Source organism: Microbispora sp. NPDC046933 (assembly GCF_040644635.1).
Lineage (GTDB): Bacteria > Actinomycetota > Actinomycetes > Streptosporangiales > Streptosporangiaceae > Microbispora.
This window is the reverse complement of record NZ_JBEYWW010000004.1, coordinates 132,552-150,160: the sequence shown is the minus strand read 5'-3', so window position 1 is coordinate 150,160 and position 17,609 is coordinate 132,552. Positions and strand designations below refer to the sequence as shown.

The 17,609-nt window shown below is 73.8% G+C and carries 14 protein-coding genes; 1 reads left to right on the top strand and 13 read right to left on the bottom strand.

Annotation, left to right across the window (positions count from 1 at the left end; genetic code table 11):
- Positions 1 to 5: 5 nt before the first annotated feature.
- From ABZ857_RS07020 to aceB, 12 genes are all read right to left on the bottom strand, one after another.
- On the bottom strand, positions 6 to 1,535 hold the full coding sequence (locus ABZ857_RS07020; RefSeq protein WP_357038780.1) for a hypothetical protein: 1,530 nt from the start codon (positions 1,533 to 1,535) through the stop codon (positions 6 to 8).
- A gap of 67 nt (positions 1,536 to 1,602) precedes the next feature.
- Complete coding sequence (locus ABZ857_RS07015) at positions 1,603 to 4,581, bottom strand: DUF6493 family protein (RefSeq protein ID WP_357038777.1); 2,979 nt, start codon at positions 4,579 to 4,581, stop codon at positions 1,603 to 1,605.
- The gene (locus ABZ857_RS07010) at positions 4,578 to 5,987 is read right to left on the bottom strand and encodes an SWIM zinc finger family protein (protein ID WP_357038774.1); all 1,410 of its coding nucleotides are present in this window, start codon (positions 5,985 to 5,987) and stop codon (positions 4,578 to 4,580) included. Before ABZ857_RS07010 ends, ABZ857_RS07015 begins: the two co-directional genes overlap by 4 nt.
- A gap of 78 nt (positions 5,988 to 6,065) precedes the next feature.
- Positions 6,066 to 7,094 (bottom strand): CU044_5270 family protein, encoded by a 1,029-nt coding sequence (locus ABZ857_RS07005; RefSeq protein ID WP_357038771.1) that lies wholly within the window; start codon positions 7,092 to 7,094, stop codon positions 6,066 to 6,068.
- Entirely contained in the window at positions 7,094 to 7,843 is a 750-nt protein-coding gene (locus tag ABZ857_RS07000; RefSeq protein ID WP_357038768.1) for an RNA polymerase sigma factor, read from the bottom strand. Before ABZ857_RS07000 ends, ABZ857_RS07005 begins: the two co-directional genes overlap by 1 nt.
- A gap of 100 nt (positions 7,844 to 7,943) precedes the next feature.
- Positions 7,944 to 8,612, bottom strand: coding sequence for a hypothetical protein (locus tag ABZ857_RS06995; RefSeq protein WP_357038765.1), 669 nt, complete (start codon positions 8,610 to 8,612; stop codon positions 7,944 to 7,946).
- A 60-nt stretch (positions 8,613 to 8,672) separates the two neighbouring features.
- Complete coding sequence (locus ABZ857_RS06990; protein WP_357038762.1) at positions 8,673 to 8,891, bottom strand: DUF2277 domain-containing protein; 219 nt, start codon at positions 8,889 to 8,891, stop codon at positions 8,673 to 8,675.
- A 29-nt stretch (positions 8,892 to 8,920) separates the two neighbouring features.
- Complete coding sequence (locus ABZ857_RS06985; protein ID WP_357039365.1) at positions 8,921 to 9,649, bottom strand: IclR family transcriptional regulator; 729 nt, start codon at positions 9,647 to 9,649, stop codon at positions 8,921 to 8,923.
- A gap of 34 nt (positions 9,650 to 9,683) precedes the next feature.
- Positions 9,684 to 10,934, bottom strand: a complete 1,251-nt coding sequence (locus ABZ857_RS06980; protein WP_357038760.1) for a heterodisulfide reductase-related iron-sulfur binding cluster — start codon at positions 10,932 to 10,934, stop codon at positions 9,684 to 9,686.
- Positions 10,934 to 12,307 carry an FAD-binding oxidoreductase gene (locus tag ABZ857_RS06975; RefSeq protein WP_357038757.1) on the bottom strand — a complete coding sequence of 458 codons (1,374 nt, stop codon included), beginning with the start codon at positions 12,305 to 12,307 and terminating at the stop codon, positions 10,934 to 10,936. The genes ABZ857_RS06980 and ABZ857_RS06975 overlap by 1 nt, the downstream gene beginning before the upstream one ends.
- Positions 12,307 to 13,758 carry an FAD-linked oxidase C-terminal domain-containing protein gene (locus ABZ857_RS06970; RefSeq protein WP_357038754.1) on the bottom strand — a complete coding sequence of 484 codons (1,452 nt, stop codon included), beginning with the start codon at positions 13,756 to 13,758 and terminating at the stop codon, positions 12,307 to 12,309. The genes ABZ857_RS06975 and ABZ857_RS06970 overlap by 1 nt, the downstream gene beginning before the upstream one ends.
- Positions 13,759 to 13,782: 24 nt before the next feature.
- The gene (gene aceB / locus ABZ857_RS06965; protein WP_357038751.1) at positions 13,783 to 15,372 is read right to left on the bottom strand and encodes a malate synthase A; all 1,590 of its coding nucleotides are present in this window, start codon (positions 15,370 to 15,372) and stop codon (positions 13,783 to 13,785) included.
- 147 nt (positions 15,373 to 15,519) lie between these two features.
- On the opposite strand from aceB, the gene ABZ857_RS06960 reads away from it, so the two are divergent.
- Complete coding sequence (locus tag ABZ857_RS06960) at positions 15,520 to 16,200, top strand: DUF4097 family beta strand repeat-containing protein (RefSeq protein WP_357038750.1); 681 nt, start codon at positions 15,520 to 15,522, stop codon at positions 16,198 to 16,200.
- A gap of 6 nt (positions 16,201 to 16,206) precedes the next feature.
- On the opposite strand, the gene ABZ857_RS06955 is transcribed toward ABZ857_RS06960, so the two are convergent.
- Positions 16,207 to 17,559 carry an FAD-binding protein gene (locus ABZ857_RS06955; protein ID WP_357038747.1) on the bottom strand — a complete coding sequence of 451 codons (1,353 nt, stop codon included), beginning with the start codon at positions 17,557 to 17,559 and terminating at the stop codon, positions 16,207 to 16,209.
- Between the last annotated feature and the right edge of the window lie 50 nt (positions 17,560 to 17,609).

The window sequence follows — 17,609 nt, the reverse complement described above, 5'->3', positions numbered from 1 at the left end:
CCGGGTCACCGGTAGGAGATCTTCCTGACCGCCCGGCCGGGGAAGGCGACGACCAGGTGCTCCTCGACGCTGCCTTCGAGCCCCCGGGCGTAGACGCGCAGCCGGTAGCGTCCGGGGCCCTTCACCGCCAGGTTCGGCAGCCGGGCCCCGGCGCCCTCGTCGCCGCCGTCGGCGTACGAGGGCACCTCCAGGCGGCCGCTGCGGCTGACCACGCCGACCTCGGCCACCTGGTCCCAGCCCTTCAGCCGCAGCGGGGGAGCGGAGCCGAACGCCTTCACGGTCAGGCACATCGGCTCGTTCTCGCCGTACGTCATCACGACCGCGGAGCTGCCCGCAGCGCCGAGGAACCCGTCGTCCACGGCCGCATAGGGGTCCTCACCCTCGGTGGTGTCGCCGGGGTCGTGGACGTAGTAGCCGCCGCCCTCGAACAGGAAGTACGCGGCCGTGCCCTGCCGCCGGGCCCGCAGCCGTGGCCAGGGGTCCCGGCAGCGGGCGTTGGCCTCCGCGACGTCGCTCCCGGTGTCCGCGCGTGCCCCCTTTTCGGACAGCGGGGCCTCGGACAGCGGGGCCTCCGGCCGCGGCGGTCCGGGCTCCCAGGCGCCGTACCACCCGTCGCCGTAGGTGTGGTGCACGGTCTGCTCCGGCCCGACCAGCACGAGGAACGGCAGCAGGACGGCCGCCAGCACGACCGGCCGGGGCGGCCCGGGCGGGCGGAGCGGCGTACGCTCGGGGGACGTGCCGCGCGGGCCGGCGAGTTCGCGGGCGGAGCGGGCCAGCCACACCGCAAGGAAGACGTCGAACTCCTCCAGCATGGCCGTCAGCGGTTCGGCGTCGTAGACGAACGCCCAGTTGACGCCGATGGCGGCGAGGGGGATCGCGAGCGTCACGGTGACGTGGCGCCAGCCGGCCGTGACGGTGTCGCGGCTCCATCGGCCGTCGCGGTGCTGGCCGAACAGGACGGCCACCTGCCAGACCGCCGCCATGACCAGGCAGGCGAGCAGGAGGATCCGGGGCGCCCGCACCCCGGGAACCTCGTCCATCGCGATCACCGCCAGGCCCGCGGACCCCGGCCAGGCGGAGACGAGCGCGAACACCCGGGGCCATCCGCGGAGGGTCAGCGCGAACAGCACCTGCAGCGGGCACCACAGGCCCACGGTGAGCGCCTCGGCGAGGACGCCGGGGAGCAGCGCGGCCGGCAGCCGGAGGATCAGGGTGTGGGCCACGGCCAGGTACAGCAGGCGCCGCAGCCAGACCGTCCGCCTGTCGGCCGGCCGGGGCGCGCGCGGGGAGAAGGTGAAGACCTGGCGGAGCATCCAGGTCTTGAGCGCGAGGATCGCGAAGAGCCCCACCGCCGCCGCCATGCCGGCGGTGGGCGAGTCGGTGAGGCCGTTCGAGGAGTAGCCGTCGAGCGGATACCACAGGACGGCCGCCCAGAGGGCGTCGAGACGCCCGGTGACGGCCGTGACCACGGCGCCGACGGCCGACACCGCGAGGTAGACCCCGGCCGCGATCCAGCCCGCACGCCGACGGAACACTTCGCGCCCCTCCCGTGACAAGGAAGACGATCTTAGGGGAGATCGCTTCCGGTGGCAGCGCCCGGCGTCATCCGGCGAGCAGGTCACGCAGGCGCCCGCATTCGCGGGCGAAGCGGCTTCTCCTGCCGGTGGCGGCGTGCGCCGACACGACCGGGATCTCACCGCGGGCACCCGCCCAGGTCGCCACGTCGGCGGCGAGCGCCACCGCCTCGGTATGAGTGACGTTCGGCCGCTCTCCGCCGGAGGGCAGCAGATCCGGCAGCAGGGTCCTCAAGATCTCCCACACCTGCTCGTGCGCTCCCTGATGCGCGGCCTCCCGCAGCGATGCCAGCACCGGCCGGGTCTCGAACCAGGTGCGGCGGATCAGCAGCGCGAGCTGACGGCCGACCGCCTCGGCGGGCAGGTCTCCCCGGCTCGTCATCCGCAGCAGCAACGGGACCGGGTCCGGGCGACGCTCGGCCAGGAAGTAGGCCACGATGAGCGCGGTCGCGTCCCCGAGCGGGCCCTCGGCGTCCGCCACTGCCTCCAGGTACGCCGGATAGACCCCGGGGTGGTTCCACTGGTAGAGCAGGTGGGGCAGATAGTTGACGGAGACGACCTCACGGTGCGACGGGAGGATCGACGGCCACCAGCTCATGACCTCGCCGTGGTTGTCCCACCGCCACTTCGACGGCTCGCGCAGCAACTCGTCGATGAGGTCGTGCCCGGTGGGCTCGGCTCGCAGCACCGGCACCAGCCGTATCTGGTCGACGCGCCCCGGAGCACGCTCCTCGAACAGGTGCTCGTGCGCGCCCTCGATGTAGGCCCACTTCAGCCCCGCCTCCGGGTCGGGCAGGCCGCCCCGGGCGAGCCAGGCGGCGACGGCCGACGCCGCCCTCGATCCCACGCGCCCGGCGCGTTCGGCGGCGAGGGGGTGGTTTCCCCTCGGCAGCCGCAGCAGCGCCTGCTGCAGATCGGCGGGCAGCGGTTCCGCTCCCGCGGCGGCGCACAGCTCCAGCCGGTCCACCAGCACTCCGGGGTCGAGGTGCCCGGTCATCACCGTCGGCGTCGCCAGCAGCACGGGTGGCAACGTCCCTTCTCGCAGCGCCCTGTAGATCTCGCTGAGCCGGTGCAGCAGGAACATGTGCGGCGGGGAGACGTGCGCGGGTTCCGGCAGCCGGTTGCGGCGGCGGAACTCCACCGCGGGGTCCGGCTCCCGGGGCTTGCCGAACAGGGGCCGCAAACCCGAATACATGATCCCCACGCGGAACCTCGGCTCGCCGGGATCGCGCGGAGGCACGGGCAGGCCGTCGCGCATCGCCGCCACCCGTTCGGCGGAGACGCCGAGCTCCAGGATCTGGCGGAAGATCTCCTCCCGGACGTGCTCCGGCAGGTTGCCGAAAGCCGGCTCGGGCGCGGCCCCGTCCTCCGATCCGTGCTCGTGCTCATGCTCGGATTCGTCGTCCTCCTCGGGCGGCGCCGGCCTGACGTGTACGGAGAAGCTCGACCCCGCCCAGGGATCGACGGGCTCCGGATCGGGCACGCCGGGATCGGTACCGGGAGCGATCACCTCCTTCGCCAGGGCGGCGGTCCAGGCGTCCGGATCGAGCCAGCGCTCCCTTCCGTACAGGTGGGGAAAGAAACTCTGGAAGGCGGGGACGAGCCTGTCTCGCAGGGCCGCACGATCCCTGCCCACCCCCTCGACGAAGCCGGCGAGCCACTGCTCGAACGGCACCCACCCGTGGAGTTCCCTCGGGGCCCGGTCCACGGTCGGTGCGGGGAACGGGCCGGGCGTGGGGAGGACAGGCAGCGGCGCGGGGGTGAACGGCTCCGTCGTCTCCTCGGCCGCGACTTCGCCCCCGAACACGGCGGCCAGCTCCCGGCCGAGATCGGACGGAAGGTGCGGGACGGCATCGGCGACCAGCTTCGCGTCCGCGCCGAACGCGGCGGCGTGCCTGAGCGCGATCCGGACGGCTCGCCGCCGCACCTCGTCGGAGGTGTGCGCGAGCGCGGTGACGAGCGCGGGAGCCAGTCTCCCCGCGCGTGCGGGCTCCTGCCGCACCTCCTGGTCCAGCCAGGTCAGGCCGGCACGGGCCAGCTTGGCCTCGGGCCGGAAGGTCAGCGCCTCGATCGCCTCCTCGACGTCGGCGTCGTCGTGGGGGCCGGTGCTGCGGATCTGGGTCAGGGCCAGCTCGGCGACCGGACCGGGGGAGGCGGGCAGCAGCCGCAGGTAGTCGCGGGCCCGTTCGGCCGCCTCGTGCGGCGCCGGGTCGATCAGCTCGTGCAGGCGCACGAAGAAGCGCAGGTCGGCGGCGTCGCCGCCACGCAGGAACCGGCTCACGCAGCCGTCCAGGAGCTCCGCCCGCGACACCCGTCCGCCGCGCAGGAGCCGCCGGACCAGGGAGAGCCACGGGGTGGGCGAGGGTGTGAGCCGCTCCTCGCGCAGGGCGCGGCCCGCGCCCTCGGCCTCGAAGATCCGCGGCAGCAGCGTGCCGAGCAGCGGATCGTCGTCTCGCGGTCCGAAGGTCAGCCACGCGACCACGAGCGGGTCGTGCGCGGGCGGCTCGGAGCCGGATGCCCGCAGCAGTGCCAGCGCGAGCGGGGCGACACGGTCGTCCGCCGTACGGATCTTCCGGCAGAGCCGGTCCGCCACGTCGGCCTGCCACGCGGCGGGGCGGGCGGCCAGCACGCGGACCACCTGGGCCGGGTCAGGCGCCTGTGCCCACCGCTGGTAGAGCTCGCGGCGGGTGAGCCAGGCGACGGCGGCGGCCGGGCCGGAGATCGTGCCGGCGCCCGCGATCCGCAGCGCCTCTCCGAACTGGGGGAGCGCCTCGCGCGCGGCCATGCGGCGCTCCCAGGCCACCCATTCGTCCTCCTCGGCGAGGTCGTCGCCCGGCAGCTCTTCCCGGCCCGTCCGGATGGCGGTCTCGCGCAGTTCCTCGAGCAACCCCGGCAGCCTGCCGGCCACCTCGGCGCGCTCGGTGTCGCCGAGCGCGATCACCCGGTCGGCCAGCTCCCTCGTCCTGCGGTCCGTGACCAGGCCGCGCACCTCCTGCCAGACGCTCACAGGGACCCCTCCACGCCGGTCTCGACGCCGTTCCCCGCGCCGTTCCCCGCGCCGTTCCCTGCGCCGTTCCCTGGGGCGCTCACGGTCGTGGCGCGGGCGGCGATCCTCGCGGCGAGGACGTGTTTGCAGGGCCCTCGTGAGCCGCGGTGGTCCCACCACCAGGGGCAGGTGCACGACCCGTCGGCCAGGCCGACCTCCCGCACCCCGCCGTCGGTCCGTACGCGCGCCGTGGCGCCCGTGATCTCCACGGCGCCGGCCTCGGCCAGCGCCCGCGCGGCCGTCAGCCGGGGGTTGAGGTGCTGCACGTGCTCCCTGTCGTAGGGCAGCTCGCGGTGGAAGTACGCCGCCTCCGACAGGTCGTAGCCGACACGGCCGGCCGTGCCGAGCTGCGTGAGGGCGGCCCGCACGCGCGTGGAGGACAGCCCTGCGCGGTCGGCCAGCAGGCCGATCTCCACCTCGGGCTCGAAGTTGAGCAGCATGCCCACCACGTCGGCGTCGGCCTCCGCCTCGTCGGTCGCGAGGTCGGCCAGCACCGCGCCCTCTCCGGAGAAGCCGCGCCAGCGCTCCGGCGACAGCACGAGCGTGTAGCGCATTCCGGGCAGCTCCAGCTCCCACGCGCTCGACGCCGGGCCGTCCGGCGCCGCCGGGCCGTACACCTTGAGGCTCCTGGCGAAACGGAGCAGGGGCAGCAGTGTCGCCAGGCGGCCCACGCCGGACAGGCACACCGCGCCCGCGCCGGGCCGGTCGGCGACGCGCAGCTCGCGGCCCACGGGAGCGACCCACAGGTCGGCCGTCGCCCGCTTGGGCAGGGACCGCAGGAACCGCACCGCGCTCATGCCGGGCAGCTCGGCCCGCAGGTCCATGCGCGCCGCGATCACCTGCACCTCGGCGAACCCCCGCAGCCACCGCTCGGGCAGCGGCACCTTCTTCTCCACGACCGCGCCGTCGAGCGTGGTCACGGTCAGCTCGTCCGCGCCGACCCCGAGGTGGAGCGGGTCACGTGCGCCCACCCTGGCCAGCGCCTCCCGCAGCGGGCCGTTGACGTCGACGTTCGTCGTCCCCCGGTCGAACACCTCGCCGTCAAGGGCGTCCCCCAGCAGGTCGAGCCTGGCGTACACGCCGCCGCAGGCGGAGAACGACTCGAAGCGCAGCCGATCGCCCCCGCAGGTGACGACCGGGTCCCTGGTCCACCCGGGACGCGGCTGGTGATAGCGGGTGAGGGCCACGTCGGCCACACCCAGCAGGCAGGCCGCCGCGGGCGCCGCCTGAGCGACGACCCCGCTGAAGAACCTCGGCGCGACGGCGGGACCGCTCAGGGCCCTGCCTCCGGACGTCGACAGCCCGAGACGTCCGTCCACCAGCATCGAAGGCGCGGCGTAGCTGTACGCCTGCGTCGCGTTTGTCATGTGCCGGAGGCTAGAGATCACCACCGACAAATCGCCGCTCGTACGGCCCACCGGGCGGCGGGCCGTACGAGCGGGGGATCAGAGGCAGCCGGAGTGGGGGTCCTTCACCTCGGGCGCGGCGTCGTCGACCGTGACCTCCAGCTGGGCGGTCGAGGCCACCAGGCTGCCGGTGGGCGCCTTCGCCTCCTTCTCGTCCACCACGATGCCGCGCTCCCCGAGCAGCTCGTAGGTGGACGGGTCGAAGATGATCTCCTCACGCACCCCGCCGGAGACCCGGCCGACGCCGATGCCGGTCCGTCCCGCCGCGTCCTCGGCGTTCTCGGTCACCGTGACCCCGGGGATCGTGGCGGCGGCCTTGAACAGCGCCGCGCGCTGGGGCGCCGGCACGTACGTCTCCCGCAGCAGGTCGCCGACGGCCGTCCACGCCCCCGTGTCGGGCGGATTGTCACCGTGCGGCCGGTCGTACAGGTAGGCGCGCATCTTCTCCGGGTCGGCCGGCAGCTTCTTCAGGCTCGTGTAGGCGGTGTCCCGCACGCTGTTGCAGGCGGGGAGCAGCATCCACTCGGTGCCCTTCTCCTTGTAGGCATCCGGCGGGATCGGCCAGCCGGGGTAGGCGTGGGGCTCCAGATATTCGATCTTCAGCGCGCCGTCCCTCGTGCCGTCGGCGGACAACCAGATCGTCCGCTTCGTCCGGTAGAGGTAGCGGGACTCCTTCTCGTCCTCGCCGAACACGTCGGCCTCGTACATCGTCTGCGAGCCGACCTTGACGAACTGGTCGTCGCGCGGCGACAGGTCGGTCACCGCGCGGGCCGCCCTGCCCAGCACCTCCTCGGCCGACATGGCCGACACCTTCGGCAGCGTCACGACTCCCGGGCTCACCTTCGCCGGCCGGGCCGCCGGTTCCGTCAGCACGGTGGTGACGGCGGCGACGCCCGCCGCGGCGAGCAGCGCCGTCCCGCCCGCCAGAAGCAGGTACGGACGCGGGCGCGGGCGGGCGGGACGGCCCGCGGGGCCGGTCAGCCGCCGCCGTACGGCCGCCTTGGCCGCCGGGGAGTAGGGCGCGACGTCGGGCCGCTGCCGCGCCACCAGGTCGATCTCGTCGGTCATCACACGTTCTCCTCGGGAAGGTCGAGATGGCGGCGCAGCTTCGCGCGCACGCGGTGCAGGCGCGAGCGGACCGTGCCGATGGGGATCTTCAGCGCCTCGGCCGCCTCCTCGTAGGAGAGGTCGGCCCAGGCGACCAGCAGGAGCAGGTCGCGCTCGGCGGCCGACAGCCTGGCCAGCGCGGCGGCGAGGGCGGGCCGCAGGGCGGCGGCGCTCGCCCGCTCCGCCCCGCGCTCCTCCTCGTGTGAGCCCCGCTCACGGGCGTCGTGCGGTGCGCGGGCGAGCGCCCGCAGCCGGCGCACCTCCGACCGGCGGTGCCCGGAGATGAGGTTGCCGGCGATGCCGTACAGCCAGGGCCGGGCGTCCGGCCGGGAGGTGTCGTAGCGGTGCCGCTTGCGGAACGCCACGAGGAACGTCTCCGCCGTCACGTCGTCGGCGTGCTCGGGGCCGAGACGGCGACCGGCGTAGGCGTGGATCTCGTCCGCGTGCCGGTCGAAGACGCCGGCGAACCGCTCCGGCGCGGTCAGCGACGCCTCGATCAACCCCGCGTCGCTCGGCTCGGCGTCGTCGGGCCCGGTGTCGCTCGGCTCGGTGTCGTCGGGCCGTGTGGCATTCAGCCCGGTGCCGTTCGGCCCGGCGTCGCATGCCTCGGTCCGGTTCCGGGAGGTTTGCTCCGAGGCGTCGCGAGAGCCGCCGGGTTCGCGATCCGCGGCGACCGTGGGGAAGCGCGTGTCGCCGGAGACCGTCCTCACCACCCGTTTCGTCCGTTCATAGGGGATTCCTTCCGTGGGCGCCGTCGCGCCCTCCGCCCCTACTCCGCCGGACGCGGCGAGCCGGTTCCACCCGACGTGCTCAGCCGGTGATGAGGAACCCGTTGTGGTCGCGGGCCACCCCACCCGTGCGCTCGGCTATCGCGAGCGCGGCCCGCCGGGCGGTGGCGGGAACGTCCCTGCCGTAACCGCCGTCCGCGGACAGCTCGTACGTCACGTCGTCGGCGTCCCATTCGGTGACGAAGACCTCGATCGGGCTCTCGGCGCTGGTGAGCAGCGTGGTGCCGGCGTCGGTCACCGTCGCGACGGCCAGGCCGGGCACGTCGTCCGCGAGCACGCCGATCACCTCGTCAACGGGGATGAGCCGCCCGCCGGTGACCTCGGCCAGGTCCTCCGGCGGCTCCTGGCACTCCGGGTGCTCCCGGCCGCCGAGCCGCTCGGCCAGGCCCCGCACGAGCAGGCTCGGCCGCGAGAAGTCGCCGCCCGCCTCGCTGTCGATGTTGCGGGCGAAGAACGCGGTCGCCCAGCCCGCGGGGAGACCCGCCCTGGCCGCCAGCTCCGGGGTCAGCTCGACCGGCCCGCGCAGCTCCACGTTCTCGCCGATCTTGAAGCCCCGCCCGTACGGCCTGGCCTGCGGGTCGTGCAGGCGCACCGTCTCCAGCAGGGTCGCGGGATCGGGCGCGTACGGCAGCAGCAGCGTGGGCCCTTTGCGCAGCCGCCGGGCCACGAGGAAGTCGGAGATCAGTCCCATGCGGCCACTGTCCCGCCCGGCACTTGTGGTTCGCTTGGACCCCCCGCTTGGATCCCCGTGCTACCGGGCGGCCGAGCCGCGGACCTGGAGGGAGGCCAGCAGCGCCGTGCTGGCCCGCGTGATCTCCTCGACCGCGCCGTCGAACGCCTCGGCGTTGTGCGCGGCGGGGGCGCGGAAGCCGGAGATCTTGCGGACGTACTGCAGGGCCGCCGCCCGGATGTCCTCCTCGGTCACCTCGTCGGTGAACGGCGGGCGCAGGGTCTTGATGCTTCGGCACATGACCCCATACTGGCCGATCCGTGACGCGCTCAGGAGCGGAAGACGGCGGCGCCGAAGTCCTCGGCCACCTTGCGCAGCATCGCGGCCAGCTCCTCGCGGTCGACCGCGTCGATGCGCTCGGCCGGTCCGGACACCGACATCGCCGCGAAGGTCCGCCCGCCGTCGTGAACGGGCACGGCCATGCAATGGACCCCGCTCTCCTCCTCGCCCAGGTCGAGCGCGTATCCCCGGGCGCGCACCCGGCCGAGCTCCTCCAGCAGCTCGCCGACCGCCGTGATCGTCCGGTCCGTACGGCGGGGCAGCCCGGTGCGCCGGAACACCGCCTCCGCGTCGTCCCGCCCGGCGAGCAGGGCCTTGCCGACGGCCGTGCTGTGCGGCAGCACCCGGCGGCCGACCTCGGCGAACATCCGCAGCCTGCGCGGCGAGGGCACCTGGGCCACGTAGACGACGTAGTCGCCCTCCAGAACGGCGAGGTTGGCGGTCTCGCCGGACAGCTCCACCAGCCTCGCGAGGTAGGGCTCGGCCCAGACCGCGAGCATCCGCTCGGCCACGCCGCCGATCCGCACGAGCGCGCCGCCGAGGGCGTAGCGCCGGTCGGACTCCTGCCGGACGTACCCCCGGGCCAGCAGCGTCTGTAACAGCCGGTGGATCGTCCCGTACGGCAGGCCGGTCCTGGCGGCGATCTCCGACAGGCCGGCCTGGCCGCCGTGCTCGGACAGTGCTTCGAGCACGTCCAGCGCCCGGTCGACGCTCTGCACGCTCAACGCGCCCTCCTCCTCGGCGGTGCCATCCTTAAAGCGGGAACCGTCCCAGCATGCCGGGTTCGAGGCCGCGCAGCGAGGCGTCGAGCACCTCGGCCGTGTGGGCGACCCGGATCTCCCCCTTGCCCGCCCTGCGGACGGCGGCCGCGATCTGCATCGTGCATCCCGGGTTGGCCGACACCAGCAGGCTCGCACCGGTGGCGAGCACCCGCTCGGCCTTGCGGTCGCCCAGCTCCCGGGCCGCCTCCGGCTGGAAGAGGTTGTAGGTGCCGGCCGACCCGCAGCAGATCGCGGACTCCTCGACCTCCCGCAGCTCCAGCTCGGGGATCGCGCGCAGCAGCTCACGCGGCTGGGCGCGCACGCCCTGGGCGTGGGCCAGGTGGCAGGCGTCGTGGTAGGCGACCGTGACCGGCAGCGGGTGGCGCTCGGCGGCCGGTCCCAGCTCGGTCAGGAACTCCGCCAGGTCGCGAGTCCGCAGCGCCTTGGCGCGGGCCGCCCAGGCGGGCTCGCCGGCCAGCACCTCGGCGTAGTCCTTCATGCTCGACCCGCAGCCCGCCGCGTTCACCACCACGGCGTCCACGCCGGCCCGCTCGAAGACGGCGATCGTGCGGCGGGCGAACCTCCGCGCCTCTGCCTCGCGGCCCGAGTGCAGCGACAGCGCCCCGCAGCAGCCCTGCCGGGGCGGGATCACCACGTCGCAGCCCTCCAGCGCGAGCACCCGGGCCGTCGCCGCGTTGACCTGCGGGAAGAACTCGCCCTGCACGCAGCCGGTGAGCAGGCCGACCCGCGCCCTGCGCCGTCGCCTTGCCCGCACCAGCGGCGGCAGCCGTACGGGCCGGGGGACGGCGGGCGCCAGCTCGGCCATCGCGCCGAGTGAGGGGTTCACCCGTTCGAGGAACGGCCGCAGGCGCCTGCTCAGCCGCATGGGCAGCCGCATCGCCCGCAGCCTGCGCCGGTAGGGGAACAGCGCGAACACCAGCGCCCGGATCGCGCGCTCGTCCGGGCGGCGCACGTGCTCACGCTCGACGACGGCACGCGTCTGCTCGATCAGCCGGTCGTACCGCACCCCGGACGGGCACGCGGTGACGCACGCCATGCAGCCCAGGCAGGCGTCGAAGTGGCCGGCCATCGCGTCGGTGAGCGGCGTTCCCTCGACGTGCTGGCCCATGAGGTGGATGCGCCCGCGCGGCGAGTCCATCTCCTCGCCCCACAGCACGTACGTCGGGCAGGTGGGCAGGCAGAACCCGCAGTGCACGCAGTCCTTGATCAGCTCCGGATCCATCAGATGCCTCCGACGAAACGACCGGGGGACAGCCGGCGATCGGGATCGAACCGCTCCTTGACCCGCCGCATCAGCGGCAGCGCGCCGACATGTCCCCACCGGTCGAGGCGACGCGCGGCCTCCCGCGGCGCGGCCAGCACGACGACGCGGCCCTCGCCGTCCGCCTCCATGTCGTCGCGCAACACGCCGGTGAAGCCGGCGACACGGCCGGGTTCGGTGTCCGGCGGCAGCGCGACGTGGAACACGTGCGAGGCCAGGGAACCGCGCACCGCCGCGCGCACGTCCGCCGTGCGGGCCGCGCAGAAGGGCTCGACGAAGCTCCCGGCCAGCCGATAGGGGGTGTTCCTGACCTCCAGCAGGATCTCCCCGCCGTCCGCGTCTCGGCCCTCATGGCCCGGCGGCTCGTCCGGGCCCGGCGGCTCGGGCAGGCGTCCCCACCACGGCGGCGGCTCCTCGCTCACCTGGACCACCCCGCCCGTGGCGTCGCCGACGAGGCTGCACAGCGCCTTGGCGCGCTCGGCCGCGGCGGCGCCCTCCACCAGGACCGCCACGGTGCAGGGGCCCGCCACGTCGGGCCAGTCCACTTCCACCGCGCTCGGCTCCAGTGGTGACTCGGTCACCGCCGGGATCACGGCGTGCAGGGCCGCGGCCGCGTCGATGCTCGTGGTGTCCAACGTCCTGCCCTCGTACACGTAGGGCTCGACGGTCTCCGTCACCGGACGTTCGACGGCGAACGTCACCCAGGCGCGGGCGGCGGGCAGGGGATGGAGGCGGAAGGTGGCGTCCGCGATGATCCCGAGTGTGCCGAACGAGCCGGTGAACAGCTTGCCGAGGTCGTATCCTGCGACGTTCTTGACGACCTTCCCGCCCGACTTGGCGATGGTGCCGTCGGCGAGCACGACCGTGACGCCGATGAGCAGGTCGCGGGCCGTGCCGTGGCGGAACCTGCGCGGCCCGGCGATGCCGGTGGCCAGCAGCCCGCCGACCGTGGTGCCCGGCACGGGCACGTCGAGCGCGAGCTCCTGACCTCCCTCGGCGAGGGTCCGCGCCAGCGCCTCGACGGTCACCCCGGCCTGCGCCCGGACGACCAGGTCGCCCGCCGCGTGCTCAAGCACCCGGTTCATGCAGCACAGGTCCACGAGCACGTCGCATCGGGTGGGCCGCGCGCCCCAGTGCAGCTTGGTCCCGCCGCCCGTCGCGACGGCGGCCAGGTCGTGCGCGGCGCACACCCGCATCACGGCCGCGATCTCCTCGGCCGACTCGGGCAGCGCCACCCAGCGCGGCCGCACACCCGCGACCTCGTCCCCGTCGCCGGCCGTGCGCACGGCCACACCGGTCGCCTCCAGCGCGTCCCGGACGTCCCGCGCGGCCATCAGAACTGCTCCGCCAGACCGGCCTCGACCAGGGGATGCGCGCCCCTGCGCACTCCCGGCGCCTCCCCGCACAGGCGCGGGGTGGGGAAGACCTTGCCGGGGTTGGCCAGCCCCCGGGGGTCGAACGCGCACCGCACGAGTTGCATGGTGTCGAGGTCGTCCTCGGTGAACATCCGGGGCATGTAACGGGCCTTGTCCACGCCGACGCCGTGCTCCCCGGTGATCGACCCGCCGTGCTCGACGCACAGGTCGAGGATGCGCCCGCTGACGGCCTCGGCGCGCTCGGCCTCGCCGGGCACGGAGTCGTCGAACAGCACGAGGGGGTGGAGGTTGCCGTCGCCCGCGTGGAAGACGTTGGCCACGCGGATGCCGTACTCCTCCTGCAGCCGGTCGATCCCCGCGAGCACGCGCGGCAGCGCGGTCCGCGGCACCACGCCGTCCTGCACGATGTACGCCGGGCTGATCCGGCCCACGGCGGCGAACGCCGACTTGCGGCCCTTCCAGATGGCCGCCCGCTCCTCGGCGGAGGCGGCCACCCGGATCTCGAAGGCGCCGCTGTCGCGGCAGATCCGCTCCACTTCGGCGAACTGATGCTCGACCTCGGCACGGGGGCCGTCCAGCTCCACCACGAGTACGGCTCCCGCACCGGCGGGGTAGCGGCAGTGGACGGCGGCCTCGGCCGCCTCGATCGCCAGCGCGTCCATCATCTCGATGGCGGCCGGCACGACGCCCGCCGCGATGATCGCCGACACCGCGTGCCCGCCGGCCTCGATGCCGGTGAAGGCGGCGAGCAGGGTCGTGACCGCCTCGGGCGCCCGCGACAGCCGTACGGTGATCTTGGTGGCGATGCCCAGCGTGCCCTCCGAGCCGATGAACGCGCCGAGCAGGTCGTAGCCGGGGTCCTGGGCCGACAGCTCCACGATCTCCCCGTCCGGCGTGACGATCTCGGCGGCGAGCACGTGGTTGACCGTGAAGCCGTACTTGAGGCAGTGCGCGCCGCCCGAGTTCTCCGCCACGTTGCCGCCGATCGAGCAGACCTGCTGGCTGGAGGGGTCGGGGGCGTAGTAATAGCCCCGGTCGCGCACCGCCTCGGTGATCGCCAGGTTCGTCACCCCGGGCTCCACCACGGCCCGGCGGTTCGGGATGTCGATCTCGACGATCCGCCGCATGCGGGAGGTGACGATCAGCACGCCGTCCGTGCGGGGGAGGGCGCCGCCCGACAGGCCGGTGCCCGACCCGCGGGCGACGAACGGCACGCCGTGCTCGCCGCACAGCCGTACGACCGCCGCGACCTGCTCGGCCGTCCCGGGCAGCACGACCACCCCGGGGGTCGCCCGGTGGACGGTCAGCCCGTCGCACTCGTAGGTGCGCAGCCGTACGGGGTCGGTGATGACGGCGTCCGGCGGGAGCACGGCCGCCAGCCGTGCCGTCAGCCGTTCGAGCTCGGACATCGGCTCCCGCTTCCCCTCACATCGTCACGGCATTCGCTCGTACGCAGGAAGCGTAAGGAACTCCGCGAAGTCGTCGTCAAGGGCGACCTCCTTGAACAGCGCCGTTGCCTGCGCGTAGAGCTTCTCGTCGTAGCCCGGCCCGGCGGCGATCCCGGCCAGCTCCTCCTCGATGATCCGCTCGACGAGCTCCCGTGTCACCACCGCGCCGGTGTCGGCCAGCGTGATGTCGTTGTGGATCCACTGCCAGACCTGCGAGCGGGAGATCTCGGCGGTCGCCGCGTCCTCCATCAGGTTGTGGATCGCCGCCGCGCCGTTGCCGCCCATCCAGGCCGCCAGGTAGCGCAGGCCGACGTCCACGTTGTTGCGCAGCCCGGCCTCGGTGATCTCGCCCGGGGTCTTGGACACCGACAACAGGTCCTCGGCCGTGACGTGGACGTCCTCACGCAGCCGGTCGAGCTGGTTGGGCCGGTCGCCGAGCACGCCGTCGAACACCTCGCGGCAGATCGGCACGAGGTCGGGGTGGGCCACCCAGGAGCCGTCGAAGCCGTCGCCCGACTCGCGGGTCTTGTCGGCCCGCACCTTTTCCAGCGCCACCTTGTTGACCTCGGGGTCGCGGCGGGAGGGGATGAAGGCCGCCATGCCGCCGATCGCGTGCGCGCCGCGCTTGTGACAGGTGCGCACCAGCAGTTCGGTGTAGGCCCGCATGAACGGCGCGGTCATCGTCACCGCGTTGCGCTCGGGCAGCAGGAACTCCCGCCCCCGGGTGCGGAACTTCTTGATGACGCTGAACAAGTAGTCCCAGCGGCCGGCGTTGAGGCCCGCGGAGTGCTCGCGCAGCTCGTAGAGGATCTCCTCCATCTCGAACGCGGCCGGGTAGGTCTCGATCAGCACGGTCGCCCGGATCGTCCCCCGGGGAACGCCGAGTAGCTCCTGGGCCCGGAGGAACACGTCGTTCCAGAGCCGCGCCTCCAGGTGAGACTCCATCTTCGGCAGGTAGAAGTACGGCCCGCGGCCCTTGCCGATCTGCCGCTGCGCGCAGTGGAAGAAGTAGAGGCCGAAGTCGAGCAGCGACCCCGACATCCGGGCGCCGTCCACCAGGATGTGCTTTTCCGGCAGGTGCCAGCCGCGCGGCCGGACCACGATCGTGGCCAGCTCCTCGTCCGGCCGCAGCGCGTACGTCTTGCCGCCGGACTCGAAGTCGATCGTACGGTCGAGGGCGTCGCGCAGGTTGAGCTGCCCGTTGATCGTGTTCTCCCATGTCGGGGAGTTGGCGTCCTCGAAGTCGGCCAGCCAGACCTTGGCGCCGGAGTTGAGCGCGTTGATCGTCATCTTGCGGTCGACAGGACCGGTGATCTCGACCCGGCGGTCCTCCAGCCCCGGCGCGGGCGGGGCGACCCGCCACTCCGACTCGCGGACGTGGGCGGTCTCGGGAAGGAAGTCGAGCATGCCGCCCGCGGACAGCTCCTCCTGCCGCGCCTGACGGGCGGCCAGCAGTTCCCTGCGCCTGGGGTCGAACTCGCGCTGCAAGGTGGCCACGAAGCCGAGGGCCTCGGGAGTGAGGATCTCGTCGAACCGGTCCAGCAGGGGGCCTGTGATCTCGACGCCTTCCGTCATTTTCCACCTTCCGGAAAAATAGTTCTGAATGGTGGAATCGACGCTACTTCAGGGGATAGCCGGGGGTCAACGCCAGGGCATTCCTCAGGGGGCGCTCGGGGGATTCCCTGATGGGAGACGCCGCACGCATGGACGAAGATCGAGGACATGAGACACAAGACGATGGCCGTCGCGGGGGCCGTCCTGGGAATGAGCCTCGTCGTGACGGCATGCGACGTGCGGATCGGCTTCGGCGGGCAGCAGGCCGTGGAGTCCTACGACGTGACGGACAAGGTGGCCGTCCTCGACGCCCACACCGGGTCGGGCGACGTGGTGGTGAACGAGAGCGACAGGTCGGGCGTCCACGTCACCGAGACCCTGCACTGGCGCGGGGACAAGCCCGCGAACGGCCATTCCGTCGACGGTGACACGCTCACGCTGGCGTACAAGTGCGGCGACTGCTCGGTGGACTACAAGGTGGAGGTGCCGCGCGGTCTCACCATGAAGATCGACACCGCGTCGGGAGACATCACGCTGCGCGACCTGACCGGCCAGGTGAACGCCTCCACCGGCTCGGGCGACGTCGACGCGCGGGGGCTCGCCGCCAAGCAGGTCAACACCCGCACGGGCTCGGGGGACATCACGCTGCGGTTCACCGCCGTACCCGACCAGGTGCAGGCCGTGACCGGATCGGGCGACGGCCGGCTCTGGGTGCCGAACGGCGCCTACAACGTCAACGCGTCGACCGGGAGCGGCGACCGCACGGTCGAGGTGGCGCACGACGACTCGGCGCCGCACACGATCACGGTCAGGACCGGATCGGGCGACGCCGAGGTGCGCAAGCTGTGATCGCCGTCAGGCGAGCACCGGCTGGTTGGCGCGGAAGACGCCGTCGGGGTCGCGGCGGCGCTTGATCTCGCGCAGCCGGGCCAGCGTGTCCGCGTCGAACGCGGAGGCGGCCTTCTCGCCGCCGTTCAGGTAGGTGAACGGCTTGCGGCCGGTCGTGTGCGGCGCCATCGCCCGCGCGATCTCCGTCAGCCGCGCGGCGACCGCCTGCCCGCCCTCAGGCGAAAGGACCGGCCCGATCATGCTCAGCAGGTACGGTTCGGCGATGTGCCCGCACGCCCCGCCGCCGTCGGCGGGCCTGCTCAGCGCGCCGCCCAGGTGGCGCACCTGCACCGTGGCGAGGGGAGCGATGCCGCCCACGGCCGCGAGCAGGTCGTCGGCCACGGCGTCGCCGAGCCCGGTCAGCAGTTCGGCGCGGCCCGCCCCGGGCACCGGCTGGGTCGGCTCGGCGCAGATGCCGCCCAGGGCGTCCAGCGGCATGGCCGCGCGGGTGTCGCGCATCAGGCCCGGGATGTCCTCGATCCGCCGGAGCAGGTCACGCCCCTCCTCCTCACCGCCGAGGAACGTCGAGTCCACCGCGACCGCGGCGAGCCCGCGCAGCGGCTCGGGCACCTGGGGCACCGGCGGGAACTTCACCATCGCGAACCAGACGGTCAGCTCCGCGGGCGCCGCCGCGGTCACCTCCCGGTAGGCGGCGAGCACCTCCGCCGCCCGGTCGGCGGGCCACAGCATGCGCCCGCCGTACAGCAGCGGCGCCGGGTGCAGGTCCAGCTCCATCGCCGTCACCAGCGCGAAGTCGCCTCCGCCGCCGCGCAGCGCCCAGAAGAGGTCGGGGTCGGAGTCGGCCGTCACGCGGGCCTGCGTGCCGTCCGCGCCGACCACGTCGAAGGCGCGTACGGCGCCGGCCGCCCAGCCGTGCCTGCGGGCGAACCACCCGAGCCCGCCGCCGAGCGTGTAGCCGGTGACGCTGACGACGGGGGAGCTGCCGGGCAGGCCGGTCAGCCCGTGCTTGCCGGTCGCGGTCAGCAGCTCGCCCCACTGCACGCCGGCCTCGACGCGGGCGGTCCGCCGCTCCGGCAGGACCTCCACGTCGCGCAGCCGTCCGGTGCGGACCAGGATCGTCCCGTCGAGCCGGGTGGTGGCGCCGTGCCCGCTCGGCTGCGCCGCGACGGCGAGGCCGGCCAGCCTGGCGTAACGGACCACCGCGGCGGCGTCCGCCGCGTCCTCGACCTCCACGACCGCGGCCACCCGCTGGTCGACCGCCCGATTCCACGGCAGCCGGGCGGCCTCGAAGCCGTCGTCGCCGGGGACGAGGACCTGCCCGCGCACCGTACGGCGAAGGTCGGTTCCCAGGGTTGTCACGCTCTCCTCCTGCTGCGTCCGGCGGCGCCGGGCGGCCCCGCTCGCGATCA

Coding starts and splice junctions, on each gene's coding strand:
- ABZ857_RS06980 (WP_357038760.1), bottom strand. CDS start 10,934: ATGGATCCGGAGCTGATCAAGGACTGCGTGCACTGCGGGTTCTGCCTG.
- ABZ857_RS07010 (WP_357038774.1), bottom strand. CDS start 5,987: ATGACAAACGCGACGCAGGCGTACAGCTACGCCGCGCCTTCGATGCTG.
- ABZ857_RS06975 (WP_357038757.1), bottom strand. CDS start 12,307: ATGGCCGCGCGGGACGTCCGGGACGCGCTGGAGGCGACCGGTGTGGCC.
- ABZ857_RS06970 (WP_357038754.1), bottom strand. CDS start 13,758: ATGTCCGAGCTCGAACGGCTGACGGCACGGCTGGCGGCCGTGCTCCCG.
- ABZ857_RS07005 (WP_357038771.1), bottom strand. CDS start 7,094: ATGACCGACGAGATCGACCTGGTGGCGCGGCAGCGGCCCGACGTCGCG.
- aceB (WP_357038751.1), bottom strand. CDS start 15,372: ATGACGGAAGGCGTCGAGATCACAGGCCCCCTGCTGGACCGGTTCGAC.
- ABZ857_RS06995 (WP_357038765.1), bottom strand. CDS start 8,612: ATGGGACTGATCTCCGACTTCCTCGTGGCCCGGCGGCTGCGCAAAGGG.
- ABZ857_RS06960 (WP_357038750.1), top strand. CDS start 15,520: ATGAGACACAAGACGATGGCCGTCGCGGGGGCCGTCCTGGGAATGAGC.
- ABZ857_RS06990 (WP_357038762.1), bottom strand. CDS start 8,891: ATGTGCCGAAGCATCAAGACCCTGCGCCCGCCGTTCACCGACGAGGTG.